The organism is Acinetobacter soli (assembly GCF_018139125.1).
Taxonomy (GTDB): Bacteria; Pseudomonadota; Gammaproteobacteria; order Pseudomonadales; family Moraxellaceae; genus Acinetobacter; species Acinetobacter soli.
Map to the genome: position 1 here is coordinate 434190 of NZ_CP073241.1, position 15489 is coordinate 449678.

At 43.0% G+C, this 15489-nt stretch carries 14 protein-coding genes; 10 read left to right on the forward strand and 4 right to left on the reverse strand.

Annotation, left to right across the window (positions count from 1 at the left end):
* Positions 1-8 precede the first annotated feature (8 nt).
* Together uraH and KCV09_RS01905 are read right to left on the reverse strand one after the other, a co-directional pair.
* The gene (uraH, locus tag KCV09_RS01900) at positions 9-407 is read right to left on the reverse strand and encodes a hydroxyisourate hydrolase (RefSeq protein ID WP_004936374.1); all 399 of its coding nucleotides are present in this window, start codon (positions 405-407) and stop codon (positions 9-11) included.
* A 113-nt stretch (positions 408-520) separates the two neighbouring features.
* A complete protein-coding gene (locus KCV09_RS01905) occupies positions 521-1315 on the reverse strand; it encodes an rRNA large subunit pseudouridine synthase E (RefSeq protein WP_212515446.1) in 795 nt (264 codons plus the stop codon).
* Positions 1316-2030: 715 nt separating this feature from the next.
* Between KCV09_RS01905 and KCV09_RS01910 the strand changes: the two genes are divergently transcribed.
* The 4 genes from KCV09_RS01910 to KCV09_RS01925 all read left to right on the forward strand — a co-directional run bounded on the left by KCV09_RS01910 (position 2031) and on the right by KCV09_RS01925 (position 8635).
* On the forward strand, positions 2031-3419 hold the full coding sequence (locus KCV09_RS01910) for an L-cystine transporter (protein WP_212515447.1): 1389 nt from the start codon (positions 2031-2033) through the stop codon (positions 3417-3419).
* A gap of 126 nt (positions 3420-3545) precedes the next feature.
* Positions 3546-4388 carry a PhzF family phenazine biosynthesis protein gene (locus KCV09_RS01915; RefSeq protein WP_212515448.1) on the forward strand — a complete coding sequence of 281 codons (843 nt, stop codon included), beginning with the start codon at positions 3546-3548 and terminating at the stop codon, positions 4386-4388.
* Between the two features lie 132 nt (positions 4389-4520).
* Complete coding sequence (locus tag KCV09_RS01920) at positions 4521-5750, forward strand: voltage-gated chloride channel family protein (RefSeq protein WP_004936385.1); 1230 nt, start codon at positions 4521-4523, stop codon at positions 5748-5750.
* A gap of 107 nt (positions 5751-5857) precedes the next feature.
* Entirely contained in the window at positions 5858-8635 is a 2778-nt protein-coding gene (locus tag KCV09_RS01925; RefSeq protein WP_212515449.1) for a M16 family metallopeptidase, read from the forward strand.
* A 38-nt stretch (positions 8636-8673) separates the two neighbouring features.
* Here the strand turns inward: KCV09_RS01925 and KCV09_RS01930 are convergent, their stop codons facing one another.
* Positions 8674-9057 carry a DUF3144 domain-containing protein gene (locus tag KCV09_RS01930; RefSeq protein WP_025094265.1) on the reverse strand — a complete coding sequence of 128 codons (384 nt, stop codon included), beginning with the start codon at positions 9055-9057 and terminating at the stop codon, positions 8674-8676.
* 104 nt (positions 9058-9161) lie between these two features.
* Here KCV09_RS01930 and KCV09_RS01935 point away from each other — a divergent pair, with 104 nt between their 5' ends.
* The gene (locus tag KCV09_RS01935) at positions 9162-9794 is read left to right on the forward strand and encodes a hypothetical protein (RefSeq protein ID WP_025094264.1); all 633 of its coding nucleotides are present in this window, start codon (positions 9162-9164) and stop codon (positions 9792-9794) included.
* 21 nt (positions 9795-9815) lie between these two features.
* Here the strand turns inward: KCV09_RS01935 and KCV09_RS01940 are convergent, their stop codons facing one another.
* On the reverse strand, positions 9816-11285 hold the full coding sequence (locus tag KCV09_RS01940) for a CYTH and CHAD domain-containing protein (RefSeq protein ID WP_212515450.1): 1470 nt from the start codon (positions 11283-11285) through the stop codon (positions 9816-9818).
* A gap of 230 nt (positions 11286-11515) precedes the next feature.
* On the opposite strand from KCV09_RS01940, the gene KCV09_RS01945 reads away from it, so the two are divergent.
* The 5 genes from KCV09_RS01945 (at position 11516) to KCV09_RS01965 (ending at position 15369) form a co-directional block, all read left to right on the forward strand.
* Positions 11516-11896: a DUF962 domain-containing protein gene (locus KCV09_RS01945; protein WP_212515451.1), complete on the forward strand. Its 381-nt coding sequence runs from the start codon at positions 11516-11518 to the stop codon at positions 11894-11896.
* A gap of 156 nt (positions 11897-12052) precedes the next feature.
* Positions 12053-12808 carry an OmpW/AlkL family protein gene (locus tag KCV09_RS01950; RefSeq protein ID WP_004936397.1) on the forward strand — a complete coding sequence of 252 codons (756 nt, stop codon included), beginning with the start codon at positions 12053-12055 and terminating at the stop codon, positions 12806-12808.
* Between the two features lie 126 nt (positions 12809-12934).
* Positions 12935-13570 carry a thiamine phosphate synthase gene (thiE, locus tag KCV09_RS01955; RefSeq protein ID WP_212515452.1) on the forward strand — a complete coding sequence of 212 codons (636 nt, stop codon included), beginning with the start codon at positions 12935-12937 and terminating at the stop codon, positions 13568-13570.
* A gap of 29 nt (positions 13571-13599) precedes the next feature.
* Positions 13600-14898, forward strand: a complete 1299-nt coding sequence (gene hemL / locus KCV09_RS01960; RefSeq protein ID WP_025094260.1) for a glutamate-1-semialdehyde 2,1-aminomutase — start codon at positions 13600-13602, stop codon at positions 14896-14898.
* Between the two features lie 51 nt (positions 14899-14949).
* Positions 14950-15369 carry a GlcG/HbpS family heme-binding protein gene (locus KCV09_RS01965; protein ID WP_151815135.1) on the forward strand — a complete coding sequence of 140 codons (420 nt, stop codon included), beginning with the start codon at positions 14950-14952 and terminating at the stop codon, positions 15367-15369.
* Positions 15370-15489: the final 120 nt, after the last annotated feature.

Consider the following 15489-nt stretch of genomic DNA (forward strand, 5'->3'; position numbering starts at 1 on the left):
TCTTGTACTCAGTTACCCCGATACGTCGAGTAACCGTAAGGGCTGATTAACAGTGGAATGTGATAATGTGGCAAAGAACCATCGATGACAAAGACCACGGGCACCTCTGGAAAAAAGCTACGCTGATTTTTTTGGCGAAACCATTCACCTGTTTTGAAGGTGACCCGATACACGCCTTTATCGAGGGTTTTATTTTCCGGATAAAGTGCCTCGATCCGACCGTTATCGTCGGTCGAGCCTGAGTTGATTTCGACCCATTTGTCATTTTGCTGTGCTTCTAGCACTACATTCACGTGTGCCGATGGTAGACCGGTATCTAAATTTAATACATGCACACTTAATGGGTTTTGTGCAAAAACAAATCCCGAAAAACCAAGTCCAATGAGAGGAAGCAGCTTTTTTATCATCTGATTGATCTCAATATTCAAATGGTTATGGTATCGATTCGGCATAAATTCGTGTAGTAAAAAATGTAACATCATAAAAAAAGGATGCCGAAGCATCCTGTTTTTTTAGCAGATTAACGCGCTCGGCGGCCACGACTCTTGGTGTTGGGTCTTGTGGTGCCGTTGGTCTTACGACGTGGCTTTTCACTTTCGTCCATTTGCCAAATACGAGTGGTACCTGATTTCTTTTTCGCAGGATCTTTTTTGTCGCCTTCTTTATTTTTTTGATGCAGCGGTTTGCCTCCTGTGCCACCCGACTTTTTCACATAAGAACGCGAGCGAAATGGCTTGTCTTCAGGGACATCTTTAAAGTCTGGATAAAGTAACGGTTCAATTTCCTTTTGCTCACCCGGTTGTAGCCCCAAGCGCTCAAGATCAATTGAGCCAATTTTGGTTCGAATGAGGCGTAGTGTCGGGAAGCCCACTGTTGAAGTCATGCGACGAACCTGTCGGTTGCGGCCTTCACAAATCTGGATTTCTACCCAAGAGGTCGGAATACTGGCACGATAACGCACTGGCGGGTGACGTTCCCAGAGCCATTCAGGCTCAGAGACTTTAATGGCTTTCGCCGGAAGGGTCATGCCATCGGCCAGTTCAACACCCTTGCGCAGCTGTTCGAGTGCTTCTTCGGTAATATCACCATCTACCTGAACCAAATAAGTTTTGTACTTTTTATTGTTTGGATGAGTAATGTATTGGTTTAAACCACCATGATCGGTCAAAAACATAAGACCTTCGGAATCGAGGTCTAGACGTCCTGCAATTCGTAAATCTGGATCATTGATAAAACTTGATACGGTTGGATGCTTACTGTCTTCTCGAAACTGCGACAACACATCATATGGTTTGTTAAATACAACTATTTTCATAAAATTTACTGCTTAAATCTTTTGATGTGAAAAAGGTGAGGGAGACTTAAACTTGATCGCTCGATGCGGATGATTTAAGCACTCAGCCCATGGCTTCATGACATCGTTTAAGGGAGTGATCTAAATAACTCAGCCCCATGTCGATCTCTTTGTATGACCTGTGGCAGAGGAGAATACAAATCGAGTTGAGCATACGCCACTGATGATTTGCGTATAACCCTAGATTTGCTTAAATATTAATCGAGACCGTTCGCTGGCTTCAACCTTTGCGGGGTATTAGATGATTCAACTGACATAGGGTAACCAACCGATGTAGTGAGCTCAAAACCAATACATGGATGATAAGGCGATCAATCCTTGGCGCGTAGGTGTTTTGCTTCATGACCAAGATTATAGCGTGTGCCTGACGCAATTGCTATCTAGCAACCACATCGATGCCATAACATTAAAGATTTACAGATGGAATTGGGTAAAAAAACCACATAGTATACGTCTTAAGATCAATCCGTAATATAATCTCGATGAAGAATTAAACAGGGTGGAGTTTAAATATCTAAATAAAAATTATATAGATAACATAATAATTTATATCAGATAATTGAAAATATTCTCCATACAATGCGGCTTTGATTGAATAAAAAAACTGGCGTGGTAGATTCACGCTATGGTCAAATAGTTGAAGTTAAACGTTTTAAATTAAATTAGGAGTAGAGGAATGAATTGGCCTCTAATCGTCAATATTCTTGTTTTTATCGCCGCTTTGCTGCTGCTTGCACAAACCAGAAAAACCAACTGGAGTTTGGCAAAAAAAGTACTGGCAGGTTTGCTGCTGGGTGTCGTATTCGGTCTGGGTTTGCATCTGATCTATGGCGGTGGAAATGTCATTCTTAAAGATTCGATTAGCTGGTTCAATATTGTGGGCAATGGTTATGTAAAATTGCTGCAAATGGTGGTAATGCCGCTGGTATTTGTTTCAATTTTAGGTGCAGTCACCAAGTTGCATGAAGCATCTGCACTGGGCAAGATTAGTTTTTGTAGTATTGGAACCTTGCTGTTTACAACCTTGATTGCAGCACTGGTGGGTGTTGGGGTCACCAATTTATTTGGCTTGTCTGCGCAAGGATTGGTTCAGGGTGCAGCCGAAACGGCTCGCTTAAGTGCAATTCAAACCGATTATGTGGGCAAACTGACCGATTTGACTGTGCCACAAATGGTACTGTCTTTTATTCCGAGTAATCCATTTGCAGAGCTGACGGGTGCAAATCCGACCTCTATTATTAGTGTGGTGATTTTTGCAGTCTTCTTGGGTATTGCGGCTATTCATTTAATTCGCGATGACCAAGCCAAAGGCGAACGTGTTTTGCATGCAATTCAGATCTTACAATCATGGGTGATGAAACTGGTCCGTTTGGTCATGATGCTAACACCTTATGGTGTATTTGCCTTAATCACCAAAGTCGTTGCCAGTTCGAACATTGCGGATATCCTCAATTTAGGTAGTTTCTTAATTGCTTCTTATCTTGGGCTGGGCATCATGTTTGTGGTGCATGCCATCTTGTTATTGTTTGTGGGTGTTTCCCCAGCAAAATTCTTTAAGAAAGTTGCACCTGTTTTAACCTTTGCCTTTACCAGCCGTTCCAGTGCTGCAAGTATTCCGCTCAATATCGAAGCCCAGACACGTCGTTTGGGGGTTCCAGAGTCAATTGCGAGTTTTTCTGCTTCTTTTGGTGCCACAATTGGTCAAAATGGTTGTGCCGGTTTGTATCCAGCCATGTTGGCAGTTATGGTGGCGCCAACGGTTGGCATTAACACGCTCGATCCAGTTTGGATTGCAACCTTGGTGGGTATAGTCACGCTCAGTTCAATTGGAGTGGCGGGTGTGGGTGGTGGTGCAACGTTTGCTGCCTTAATTGTGCTACCAGCGATGGGCTTGCCTGTAACACTGGTGGCACTGCTGGTTTCGATTGAACCGCTGATCGATATGGGGCGTACTGCCTTAAATGTAAATGGTTCAATGACAGCTGGCATGGTGACCAGTCAGATTTTAAAACAGACCGATAAAGATGTATTTGATCGTGACGATGTCATGCTCGACCAGTCTTAAATCCAATTCAAAAAGCTCTAGATTGTTCTAGAGCTTTTTTCTGTGCTGGTTTTTTTAAAAATACTGTATCTGTTATTTTTCTTCCTAATTGCGAAAATAGACTAAAACGAACAAGAGACGATATTCATGAAAATGTACCAAGTCGATGCATTTACACAGCATCTTTTTAAAGGAAATCCTGCTGCGGTCATTATTCGAGAAGACTGGCTTTCAGACAGCCTCATGCAATCTATCGCACTTGAAAACAATTTGTCTGAAACTGCTTTTGTAAAAGTTTTGGATCATCAGAATTTTGAAATTCGTTGGTTTTCTCCAATCAGCGAAGTTGCATTTTGTGGGCATGCCACGCTGGCCAGTGCTTTTGTATTATTTAAAGATTACACCACAGCCAAAACGCTCCAGTTTCACGTAAAAGATTTAGGCATTTTTATTGTGTCGCAAGCACAAGATGGCAAGATTCAAATGAATTTTCCTGTTCGACCAGCGCAGAAACTTGACGATTACCCGGCTATCTTAGATGAAGCGCTTCAAAAGCCTTTTAAGGCTGTGTATCAAAATGCACAGGCTTATGTTGTGGAATATGAAAGCGTGCAAGATGTAATCGATGAAGTGCCAGATTTTTCAAAGTTAAAAACGCTTGGGAAAATCAGAACGGCCATTACGGCGTCTGATGCCACACTGGATTTACTCATCACTGCACCAGATACACAGCAATACGATTGTGTATCACGCTACTTTGCTCCAGCTATTGGAATAGATGAAGATCCGGTCACCGGTTCGATTCACACCGCCGTAGCGCCACTTTGGGCCGAGCGTCTGGGGAAACAGGAATTGGTTGCTTATCAGGCATCGACACGTGGTGGAACATTGTATTGCCGAATTTTAGATGACCAGCGCATTGAAATTTCTGGATACGCAGTGCTGTACATGCAAAGTGACATTACGCTCGACGATGCTCAGCACACTTAAGCGTTTCACTTTACAAGTTTTCGCCTGCATTTAAGTTCAGATTAAGCGTGAAAGCTACAAAAGATGTTACACTTTTGTCCAGAACCTGAGCATTCACTATGCGTATTTAAATCGGCTTGAACACTGAGAGATATGAAAATTTTTCCATCGTCGGAATATCGTGAAATTATTCAATATACCGGGTATTGGATTGTGGTTTCGATCCTGATCGGGGTCATCTCTGGGGTTTCGTCGAGTCTGATTTTTGCGTGTTTTGATCTGGCCAATAAAGTTCGCGGTGTTTATCCGTGGTTGATTTATTTTTTACCCTTTATTGGCCTGATGTTGGGCTATCTGTTTTATTACTATGGTACGCCCATCGAAAAGGGCACACACTTGCTCATCGATGAAATTCATCAGCCTAAAGCCTTTATTCCAAAGCGCATGAGTCCACTGATATTTGTCAGTGCGATTCTCACTCAGATTTTCGGTGGATCGGCTGGGCGTGAGGCGCCTGCCGTTCAGCTTTCCGGTGCATTAACCGATCATCTTACCCAAGTATTTAAAGTACCACATGACAATCGCAAGATCTTTCTGATTGCCAGTATTGGCTCTGGCTTTGCCGCAATTTTCGGCTTGCCATTGGCAGGTGCCATTTATGGGCTTGAAATTACCTCGCTTGGAAAACTGCGATATTCGGCAGTTTTTCCATGTTTTGTGTCGGCAGTGATTGCATCGCAGGTGCCCGAGTTTTTTCATATTGTGCACCCGCATCAGTATTATGTGGTGGCGAGTTTTCCAAAACTCACCAGCGAAGTGATCATTAGCCTGATTGTTGCAGGTGTAGTTTTTGGCATCATTGCACGTATCTTTATTGCCTCGATTCATTTTGTCAGTCAGCGTTTGAATCGTCATATTACCTTCATGCCATTTCGACCCATGGTGGGGGGAATTCTCATCATGTTGATGACGCTCATGGTCGGTCAGCAAACCTTTAACGGTTTAGGCGTGCATAGCATGATTGCTTCGTTTTATCATGAGTTGCCTGTCACCGATTTTATTGGCAAGCTGATTTTCACCGCGACCACCTTGGGCTCTGGTTTTAAAGGTGGCGAAATCACGCCGTTGTTTTTTGTGGGCACAACATTGGGCAATGCTTTAGGGCAGTTTTTACCGCTACCTATCTCGCTCTTGGCGGGGCTGGGGCTGGTGAGTTTATTTGCAGGGGCGAGTAAAGCACCCTTGACTTCTATTATCTTAGCCATTGAACTTTTTGGTGTTGCGATTGCCGAGTACGCCGTGATTACCTGCTTATTGGCCTATTTGTTTTCAGGCAATTGTGGTTTGTATCGTCATCTTAATTTAAAGCTCCACGATGACTAGACCATACACTGGCTTTTGTTTCAAAAAATCACTATGAATAGCGCGGGACATTTTTTAGTATAGAGTCGATTTTTAATGATTCTTATTACGATATTTTTGGAACAATTATGTTAACGCGCTTTAAACAGCTTAGTTTTTCTTTTGTTTTACTGGGTTTTAGTACCCTCAGTTGGTCTCAAGCTGTTTTAGTGAAGTCACAACACAATATTGAAGAATATAAACTTGATAACGGCTTACGTGTTGTTTTGGCACCTAACGAAAAAGCAAATAAAGTATTTATCAACACCATTTACTTAACGGGTTCGTTGAATGATCCTAAAGGTAAAGGGGGGATGGCACATCTGCTAGAGCATTTGGCATTTAAAGGCACTCAAGATGTTCAAGGTGAAGCCTTTCAGCGCCGTCTGGATCAGTATACGCTCTCTACCAATGCGAGTACGGAGTATTACACTACACGCTACACCAACATTGTACGTGCAGATCAGCAGGCGCTGGATCAGGTGTTGTACTTGGAATCGCAGCGTATGAACAAACTGGTGCTGCAAGACAAGTATGTTCCCTCCGAGATCGAAATTGTAAAGCGCGAACGTGAAGTGCGTTTAGATCAACCTTTCGCAGTGTTGATTGATCAGATGTTTAAGGCATTTTACGGCAATCGGTATCTGGGCCGTTTGCCGATTGGAGATTTACCTGAATTAAAATCCATCAATATGCAGGAACTTGAGCAGTTCTATCGTACATGGTATGCACCGAATAATGCTGTCATGGTTATTTCGGGAAAGTTTGACAAATCTTCAATTCTTCAGACCATCGACAAAAACTTTGCTCAAATACCGTCTCGGGCTGTACCCGCACCTGTTCAGGTACCAGCATTAGATCCAGCGAAAATCCAGCCGCGACAATTTTTAGTCGAGAAGGGCAGTGATCTGGCTAAATATAATATTTATAGCAACAAGAGTGAGCCTAAATTACAACCTGCATTAGCCCTTGCACCACTTTTGTATACCATGCAGCCAAGTGGCAGTCTTTATAAAAGTATTGTCGAAACGGGCACCGCAACCAATGTTGAAGCTGCAACATGGCTTGATCAAAATTTTAATTTGGTCTTTTTGGGTGCTGTGTATTCACCTTCGCAAAATGCCACGACCGTTGAGTCGGCATTGGCCAAGCAAGTGGAGCAGTTTAAGCCATTTGATGATATTGAGCTCAAGCGTGTCAAGCAACTGATGCAGACCCAGATCGATCTGATTCAAAAAGATCCGATTGCACTTGGCTCGCGTTTAAGTGACTACATTGCTTCTACGCGAGGTGATTGGGGGCGCTACTACCAAGATGTCGATGATGTAAAAAAACTGGATACCACCACGGTCAATCAGATATATCGTGAGTTTTTTACAGCCTCACATCGTGTGGTGGGAGACATCAAACCTACGCCTGAAAGCCAGAAAAAAGCCATGGCGCAGCAAGCCGCTTCAAGCGTGAAAAAAACGCTTGATCAGCAAACCGAGGCACCTGAACCGCTCAAAGATATTTCAGAATATCAGCGTGAAATTCAGCAGTTTACTCAACGCTCAAAACAAGAAATTGAAAGCAACGAAAAGAAAATTGTGCGGGGTCAACTCAGCAACGGCATGCAGTATGCACTGTTTCCGACTGAAACCCGAGATGATCGAACCTACGCAACATTGTCGGTCGATTTTGGTACAGAACAATCTCTTTTTGGAAAAAGTGCAATACTTGATTTAACGTCTTACTTATTGCTACGTGGTTCTGAACAATACAACTTGCAGCAAGTAGCAGACAAATCGATTGAGGCTGGTGGTAGTGCGTCAGCCGCCATGTCGGATAATGGTATGGTGATTAATATTCAGGCCAATAAAGATCAATTTAATGATTTCTTTCAATTTATAATTGAAATGATGAAAAAGCCGTCGTTTGAACAATCACAATTTGATCTGATTAAATCGCAAAGTTTGGCCAGTCTAGATCGTCCTTATACCGAGCCTGAAACGGTTGCTGCGCTCACTATGGCGCGCTTGGTTGAAACCTATAAACCTGGAGATTTACGCTACCATTTCGAACCTGAATTGGCTAAAACAGAAATTTCAAAAGCCACTCAAGCGCAAGTAAAAGCACTTTATGATCGCTTTTTTGCTATGAATCACGCACGTATTTCAGTCACTGGAGATTTCGATCCAGTGCGCATGAAACAGACGTTAAATCAGAATTTTGCAAACTGGAATAATCAAGAGGCTTATAAAAAACTGATGTCTGAATACACGGCTTATCCAGCGCAAAAAGTGCATGCTCTCTCTGAGCAACGTGAATTTGGTAACTACCAAGCACTGTTAACATTCCCTGTGGGTACAGAGCACCCCGATGCACCTGCAATGCTGGTTTTAGCGCAGATATTGGGTGATTCACAAATTTCATCGCGCTTGGCAGTGGCTTTACGTGAAAAAAATGCCTTGGTATATGGCTTTGGAAGTGATGTGGATCTCGATCCAGATCTGAACAATGGCGTATTGAGCATTAGCGCAAACTACACAGCGGGCAAGGCCGATCAGCTTTCATCGCTAATTCATGAAGTGCTGCAAGAAATGATTCAAAAGGGTGTAACAGATCAGGAAGTTGCGGCAGCAAAAGCCAATATCATGAAAAAACGCGTCACTTCACTTGAGGATGAGCGTAATATTCACCGAATGCTCAATGGGCAAATGGAATATAAAAAGACCTTAAAAGATCGCCTGAAACGTGATCAAGAGTATGCCACTATCACCAAAGCAGATGTAGATCGTGTGATTAAAAAATACATCCAGCTCGATCATTTGGTTGAAGTGATGGCCGACCAGTACGGTCAAGCACAGTCAGTTAAACGCTCTTAATTTAAACGGTATCAAAAAAGCCCCATCTGGGGCTTTTTTTAATGATTGTGTTTGTGTGTGTGAAACTCTTCGTTTTTTCTAAAACGTAAGTAATTTTCGAACTGCTCACAATATTCGTCAAAGTTATCTTCAAGCATCATTTGGAATTGTTGCATCAGATACGTCATGATTTGCTCTTTGGCCTCACGCATTTCTTCGCCATCTTTAAAGTTATTTGCGGCAACCCAAGTATTAAAACGCGCAGTCGCAAATAACATTGCGGCACTGACTTGGCCACGTAGCTCAGCAGGGTCTGGCTTTTCACCTTTTTTAGGGCGGCAGAACTCATTGGCAAGTTTAATGAACTCATCCGCACGCTCAAAAAATACGGCATTTAAAGCCTCTTCTTCGGTGATATCAGCGGCATTAATCTTTTGAGACATGGTTTTTTCCAACACAAATGAGGCAAACATTATACGTGAAACCCTTGCAGAAACTAAACCTTTGTCATAGTCTTAAATAGCCTAAGCAGAGCACGAGATGATTAATGCAAGATGCCATAGCGGTTCAAAATCTCAAACAGGATATTCATCTGTTACGTCAGCATATCTGGCCACCTCAGTCGCTTGAGGTGGTAGACGGCTTACCCATTTATTATGGCTTACAAGCCGATGTCGAGCGTTATTACCAGCACTGGAAAGAACTTATTGAGCGTGCACAAAGTTTATTTCAGCCGTTTATGGAAGATGAAACAATCGATGCGATTCATTTACCGAGTCATTTGAATTTGCCGCTATTTTATTTTCATGTAGATCGCATCCGGATCAATAAAACCCGTGCCAAAGAATCAAAAACTTTTCGTGGTGTAGCGAGTTTGCAACAAAAGTGTGGTCATTTTGAGCTGGATCAGGTGCTGGCGATGCAGGAGTGGATCAATAGTGATGATACTGCGGCATTGGTGGCACATCGAGAATTTATCGATCTCAGAACCTATGTGTTTCAGCACGGGCAAAGCGACTATACCCGAACCCGATTTTATATGAATGGCATTGTACTCGGTGTAGAGCCGCACTTTAAACTGATCGATGCAAGAGACAAGCCGCGTAAACAGCGCAATGACAGTTATTCAGACCCCATTGCGGACAATGGTGTCTGGAAAATTTTTGGAAAGTATCGTTAGGTTTTGGTCAACAATCTGGATCTATTTGGTCTTCCAAAAAGATGGTTGCTGACGAAAGCGCTCAAGTTGTTCACTTGCGTCTTTAATCAGTTGAGATTGTTGTCCGCGGCTCCAGCCTACAGCAAACCAGTAGGTGGGGTCCTCAGCAGTCAGCGCTTCAAAGTAAGTTTCAGTCATATGCATATCATTATAATCCCCCAGAATTTCCTGAATGCTTTGCAGCTGACTCAAGTACTGGCTAACTCTTTTGCTCTTATAAAGACCTGAAACAAATTCAATGCTGTAACGTAATCGTTTGGCTCGCTTGCGTAGGCGGTGGCGTTGTTCGGTTTTCAATGAAGCAAACTTTGAGGCATCTTGAATAATTTTCTTGAGTAAGCGATCAAGTGTATCTGATGCTTGCTTTTTCAGATTTTTCTTCTTGCTTGATTTGTCATTATGAATACTAAACGCCAGCAATTGCAGTAGTAAACACACATGTTCAGGTTTTTCAAATGTTTGATACGCCTTGAGCTGACCGTATTTTTCTTTAGGAAGGGTCTTAAAGGGTGCACCCGATTCAACCAGTTTTGGCAAAATCTCATCGCGAAGGACATCTTGATCACGTGATACACCCAGTTCGCGCTGAAGATCGCCAAGAGCAGCTTCCCAACTGGTATCTACATCGCTCGACCAGCGACCAAATGTTTTTAACGCGCTTCGCATTCGACGAATGGCGACTCGTGCTTGATGAATGTGTTCAGGTGCTGCGATACCTTCAGCAATAAATGCAGCATTGGGGAGCAATTGTGCAAGTGCATTGCCAATCATTTGGCGCAGTGCCATATCGTTTGACATTTTTTTATCTAAAACCAGTGCCTTCGCTTTGGTGGCTGGCGAGGTTTTCTGATTGGTCGCGAGCAGATTGCCGCGTTCAGCTTTGCTTCTCACATCGAGCCAAAGTTTATATTTTTTCACCCACTCTTGTGTAAACAAGATCAACGTTTCGGCAGAGCCAGATTTAAGTTCAAATTCGACTTCACAGATTTTTTCAGCTCGCTCTGGTGTCGAAACTTCGCCATCATCCAGACAAATTTCAATATGCGTACCATCAACCTCAACCACGCGGTAGGTGCGCTGAACATCTGTTTTAAATTGCATGCAAAGCGTTTTCGCCTGATCGCCCAGTACAGCTTGAAGTCGTTGCATCACCTCTGGATAGGCTTGAAACAAACTTAGGTCAATTTCTGGCTCAGCATTCGACTTGCCTATTTTGACTTCACATTCAATGCGTTCAAGATGTGTTTTACCTGATGCTTTAAAGGTTTGTACCCATTCCTGACCTTCCAAGCGCAATCTTAAAGCTACATGCTGCTGTGCCAATAAACGATCAGGAGTATCGTAGTATTTCGCTTGTAGCCGAATTTTCTCTGCGGTCTTGGCCTTTAAGGCTTGTAAAACACTTTTTTTCTTATTTTCTGGAAGCTGAAATTTTAACTCGACTTCAATCATGATACACCTCCAACGCCTTGTTCATTCTCATCATGTCTTTAAATGAAGCATAGCATTAACGTGGCCGTCTACGCTTGATGTTTGTATTGAATTCGCTCGTATCTTTTCACGTTAGATCTGCCACGCTTAGCACTACACTGTTGGCGTAAAACAGCATAAATTTCATCCGATTTTCTATATTTTTGTTTTGAAAAGGCGTATCTTGAATAAAAAAACTCAGGACACTACTCATGAATGCGCCAGTGAAGATGCACACGCCAGCTACGACTCAGCAACCCAACTTTCCCATTCGTAATTATTCCGAATTTTATCGTTTTTATCTCACCGAGCACCGTCATATGGTTAGCCGACGCCTGCATGTGGCAGGGAGTTCAATCGGATTGTATTTCTTTGCTAAAGCGATTCGTCAGCGCAAGCCGCGCTATGCACTTTATGGTTTGCTCTCAGGCTATGCCTGCGCATGGGTCGGGCATTTTGTATTTGAAAAGAATAAACCGGCGAGCTTTAAACAGCCACTGTATAGCTTTATTTCAGACTGGAAAATGTTTGCCGATGTACTCAGAGGGCAATTGAGCTTAAAACATCGTGATCATGACAAAATTCCCAGTTAAAGGTGTTGTACAGATTTTTTGATGAATTAAACGACTACGCAGTTACGAAATTTTGAGTTTTCTAGTTGATCTTTCATGTATTTCTTCTAATATCAAGATTATCTGTAGGGCTGGGATGCCTTGGCCTTTAGATTCAATAAAATAGGACATTTTTTGATGAAAAAATTAACAACAGCACTTTTACCACTTGCATTGATTGTTACAAGTTTTGGCGCACACGCAGCAACCTCAGATGGTAAATCATATGCTGTTTCGGCAGGTTGGGCGCACATTATGCCACAAGGCACTAAGCAAGGTGTCCAGTCGAATAGTAACTTTCCATTAATTCCATCAGGTTTTACAAGCAGTGCTGGTTTTGAGTTAGACAATGCAGACACAGCAGAGTTCAAGCTTGATTATTTGGTAAATGACAACGTAACCGTTGGTTTGATCTTGGGTGTGCCGCCTAAAGTGGATATTCAAGGTAAAGGGAAACTGCTAGGTGATCGTTTAGACCTTGAGAGCTTTAGCAAAGTCGGTGATGTAAAAGTTTATAGCCCAGTATTGACAGGTAAATACACATTTGGCGATATCAACAATAAGTTCCGTCCATATGTGGGTGCGGGCTTTATGTATGCCAGCTTCCGTGATTTTAAATTGAATCCTGAAGTAAATGCTAAAATTGCGCTTCTTGGTGGTAGCATTCGCAGTGTAGATATCGACGACACAGTCGCACCAGTCGCTTTCGTTGGTGCAGATTACAATATCACGCCTAACTGGTTTGCAACGGCTTCTGTCAGCTATGTACACCTCAGCACGCATGCAAATCTCGATATCGTCAGCAATGCATCGAACGCAACTTTGGTTCAAGGTTCAAGCAAAATCGAAATTAACCCGATTGTGACTTATCTTGGTCTAGGTTACCGCTTCTAAGTCATCACGGCTTTGAAAAACCCCGAATGATTCGGGGTTTTTTATTACGAAAATACACGTATAAAAAAAATCAATGAAAGCAGATTTGCTATACTTTACAGGTCAGTACAGTTGAGAACGAAGTTCATGCGCGGTTTATACCTTATTACCAATGATGATCCGCTTGAGTTGTTATTGGATAAACTGGAAATTGCATTATCGACTGGTCATATCGCTATTTTGCAATACCGCCGAAAAAAGGTTGCCAAAACCGATCAATATTTTGAAGTAGAACAAATTAAAGTCTTGTGCGAAGCATATCATGTACCGTTTGTGATTAACGATGATCTTGATCTGGCGGTTCGCTATGGTCTGGGCGTACATTTGGGGCAATCTGATGGTGAGATTTCAGATGCTTCACAGAAATTACCGCAAGGCGTGATTATTGGTCGTACTTGTCTGAACTCCTTGGCGCTTGCAAAAAAAGCCATTCAAGATGGTGCAACCTATGTGGCATTCGGTGCGATCTATGCCACCTCAACCAAGCCTGAAGCCGGCAATGTCGGTATTGAAGTGATTCGGCAGGCACGCCAGCAGTTTGATGTGCCAATTTGTGCCATTGGCGGCTTAACGGTTGAAAATGCGCAGGTGGTGATTGAGCAGGGGGCTGACCTGTGTGCGGTGATTAGTGATATATTAGGTCGACCCGTTCAGGATATTCCAGCGCGTATTCAAGCATGGGCTGCTTTATTTGCAGCGCCGTCATCTGCTGTAAATTCATAGTCAAATTTTATTAATCATCGAGAGTATTCATGCGTTTATCTCCAAAGCAAGTGCAATTGTTTGAGCAAGCCAGTAAACATATTCCAGGTGGAGTCAACTCGCCAGTTCGTGCGTTTAATGGCGTTGGCGGAACGCCTGTGTTTATTAAAAAAGCACAAGGTGCATATCTTTGGGATGAAGACGACAAGCGTTATGTCGATTATGTGGGTTCGTGGGGGCCAATGATCTTGGGTCACGCGCATCCAGATATTATTCAAGCCGTACAAACTGCGGCATTAGATGGTTTGAGCTTTGGTGCACCAACTGTACATGAAACTACTTTAGCCGATATTATTTGCGATATCATGCCGTCGATTGAGATGGTTCGTATGACCAACTCAGGTACAGAAGCGACCATGACGGCAATCCGTCTGGCACGTGGTTACACCGGACGTGACAAGATTGTTAAATTTGAAGGCTGTTACCACGGTCATTCCGATTCATTGTTGGTTAAGGCGGGTTCTGGTTTACTCACACTCGGTGAAGGTGAACCGACCTCAAAAGGTGTGCCAGTCGATTTTGCAAAGCATACCCTAACGCTTCCGTATAATAATATTGAAGCCTTAAAAGAATGTTTTGCCAAGTTTGGCCATGAAATTGCTGGAGTGATTGTTGAGCCTGTTGCTGGTAACATGAATCTGGTGACACCAATTGAGGGTTTCTTACAGGCGATTCGTGATGTCTGCGATCAATATGGCGCAGTATTTATTATCGATGAAGTCATGACGGGTTTTCGTGTTTCGCTGGGTGGTGCCCAAGCTGCATACAATGTTAAACCGGATTTAACCACTTTGGGTAAAATCATCGGTGCAGGTTTGCCTGTGGGTGCTTTTGGCGGAAAGCGTGAAATCATGGAATGTATCGCACCACTTGGTGGTGTGTACCAAGCGGGTACCTTGTCTGGTAATCCATTGGCCATGCGTGCCGGAATTGCCATGTTTAAGCATCTTCGTCAGCCAGATTTTTACAATAATCTGTTTAAAAAGCTTGAGAAACTGTTAAGTGGTTTACAGGCAGCGGCAGATGAGGCAGGCATTCCGTTTAAAACCCAGCAAGCCGGTGGTATGTTTGGTTTGTATTTTACAGATCAAGAAGATATCACCAGTTTCGATTCGATGCTGGCTTGCGACATTGGTGCATTCAAACAATTTTTCCACGGTATGCTTGAGCGTGGTGTAAATTTGGCGCCGTCTGCTTTTGAGGCTGGCTTTATCTCTGCTGCGCATAGCGATGAAGATATCGAATTTACACTTCAGGCTGCCAGAGAAACTTTTGCCGAAATGAAGTAATTGATGTATCTAAAAAGCCCGGTTTCGGGCTTTTTTATTGGAGTAAACCTGATGAAAACGAAACATTACCTGACACTGGATGATGCCGAAATTCTGGTCGATGCCGCAATCAAGTATGCACAAGAGCATCAGTTTAAGGTCAGTATTGCTATTGTCGATGATGCCGGTGCACTGTTGCTCATGAAGCGTATGGATGGAGCATCTGCACTCACGGCGGGTTTAAGTCTTGAAAAGGCCAAAGCTTCAGCCTTGAGCCGCCGTCCGACCAAAGCTTTTGAAGATCTGATTCGTAATGGTCAAATGGGCTTTTTAACAGTTGATACCTTTAAAGGCCAACTTGAAGGTGGTGAGCCGATTCTTTATTTGAACGATTTGGTGGGCGCGATTGGAATTTCTGGCGTAAAGTCTTATCAAGATGCTGAAATTGCACAATATGCAATTGCGCAATTACTTGCCCGGATAGAGAGCTAATGCTTGAAAGTCGCTAATCTGCTAAAATCAAGCGCTAATTTATGAAAAAGTTGCTGAAAAACGACAGATATGCATTGTATTTCCAAGCCAAGCTTTTTATTATTGCCGGCTGATTTTTAC

Bases quoted from the DNA above. Each gene is read 5' to 3' on its own strand.
- KCV09_RS01950 (WP_004936397.1), top strand. From the start codon at position 12,053: ATGAAAAAATTAACAACAGCACTTTTACCACTTGCATTGATTGTTACA.
- KCV09_RS01925 (WP_212515449.1), top strand. From the start codon at position 5,858: ATGTTAACGCGCTTTAAACAGCTTAGTTTTTCTTTTGTTTTACTGGGT.
- KCV09_RS01935 (WP_025094264.1), top strand. From the start codon at position 9,162: ATGCAAGATGCCATAGCGGTTCAAAATCTCAAACAGGATATTCATCTG.
- KCV09_RS01930 (WP_025094265.1), bottom strand. From the start codon at position 9,057: ATGTCTCAAAAGATTAATGCCGCTGATATCACCGAAGAAGAGGCTTTA.
- KCV09_RS01920 (WP_004936385.1), top strand. From the start codon at position 4,521: ATGAAAATTTTTCCATCGTCGGAATATCGTGAAATTATTCAATATACC.
- KCV09_RS01940 (WP_212515450.1), bottom strand. From the start codon at position 11,285: ATGATTGAAGTCGAGTTAAAATTTCAGCTTCCAGAAAATAAGAAAAAA.
- hemL (WP_025094260.1), top strand. From the start codon at position 13,600: ATGCGTTTATCTCCAAAGCAAGTGCAATTGTTTGAGCAAGCCAGTAAA.
- KCV09_RS01905 (WP_212515446.1), bottom strand. From the start codon at position 1,315: ATGAAAATAGTTGTATTTAACAAACCATATGATGTGTTGTCGCAGTTT.
- KCV09_RS01915 (WP_212515448.1), top strand. From the start codon at position 3,546: ATGAAAATGTACCAAGTCGATGCATTTACACAGCATCTTTTTAAAGGA.
- uraH (WP_004936374.1), bottom strand. From the start codon at position 407: ATGATAAAAAAGCTGCTTCCTCTCATTGGACTTGGTTTTTCGGGATTT.
- KCV09_RS01945 (WP_212515451.1), top strand. From the start codon at position 11,516: ATGAATGCGCCAGTGAAGATGCACACGCCAGCTACGACTCAGCAACCC.
- KCV09_RS01910 (WP_212515447.1), top strand. From the start codon at position 2,031: ATGAATTGGCCTCTAATCGTCAATATTCTTGTTTTTATCGCCGCTTTG.
- KCV09_RS01965 (WP_151815135.1), top strand. From the start codon at position 14,950: ATGAAAACGAAACATTACCTGACACTGGATGATGCCGAAATTCTGGTC.
- thiE (WP_212515452.1), top strand. From the start codon at position 12,935: ATGCGCGGTTTATACCTTATTACCAATGATGATCCGCTTGAGTTGTTA.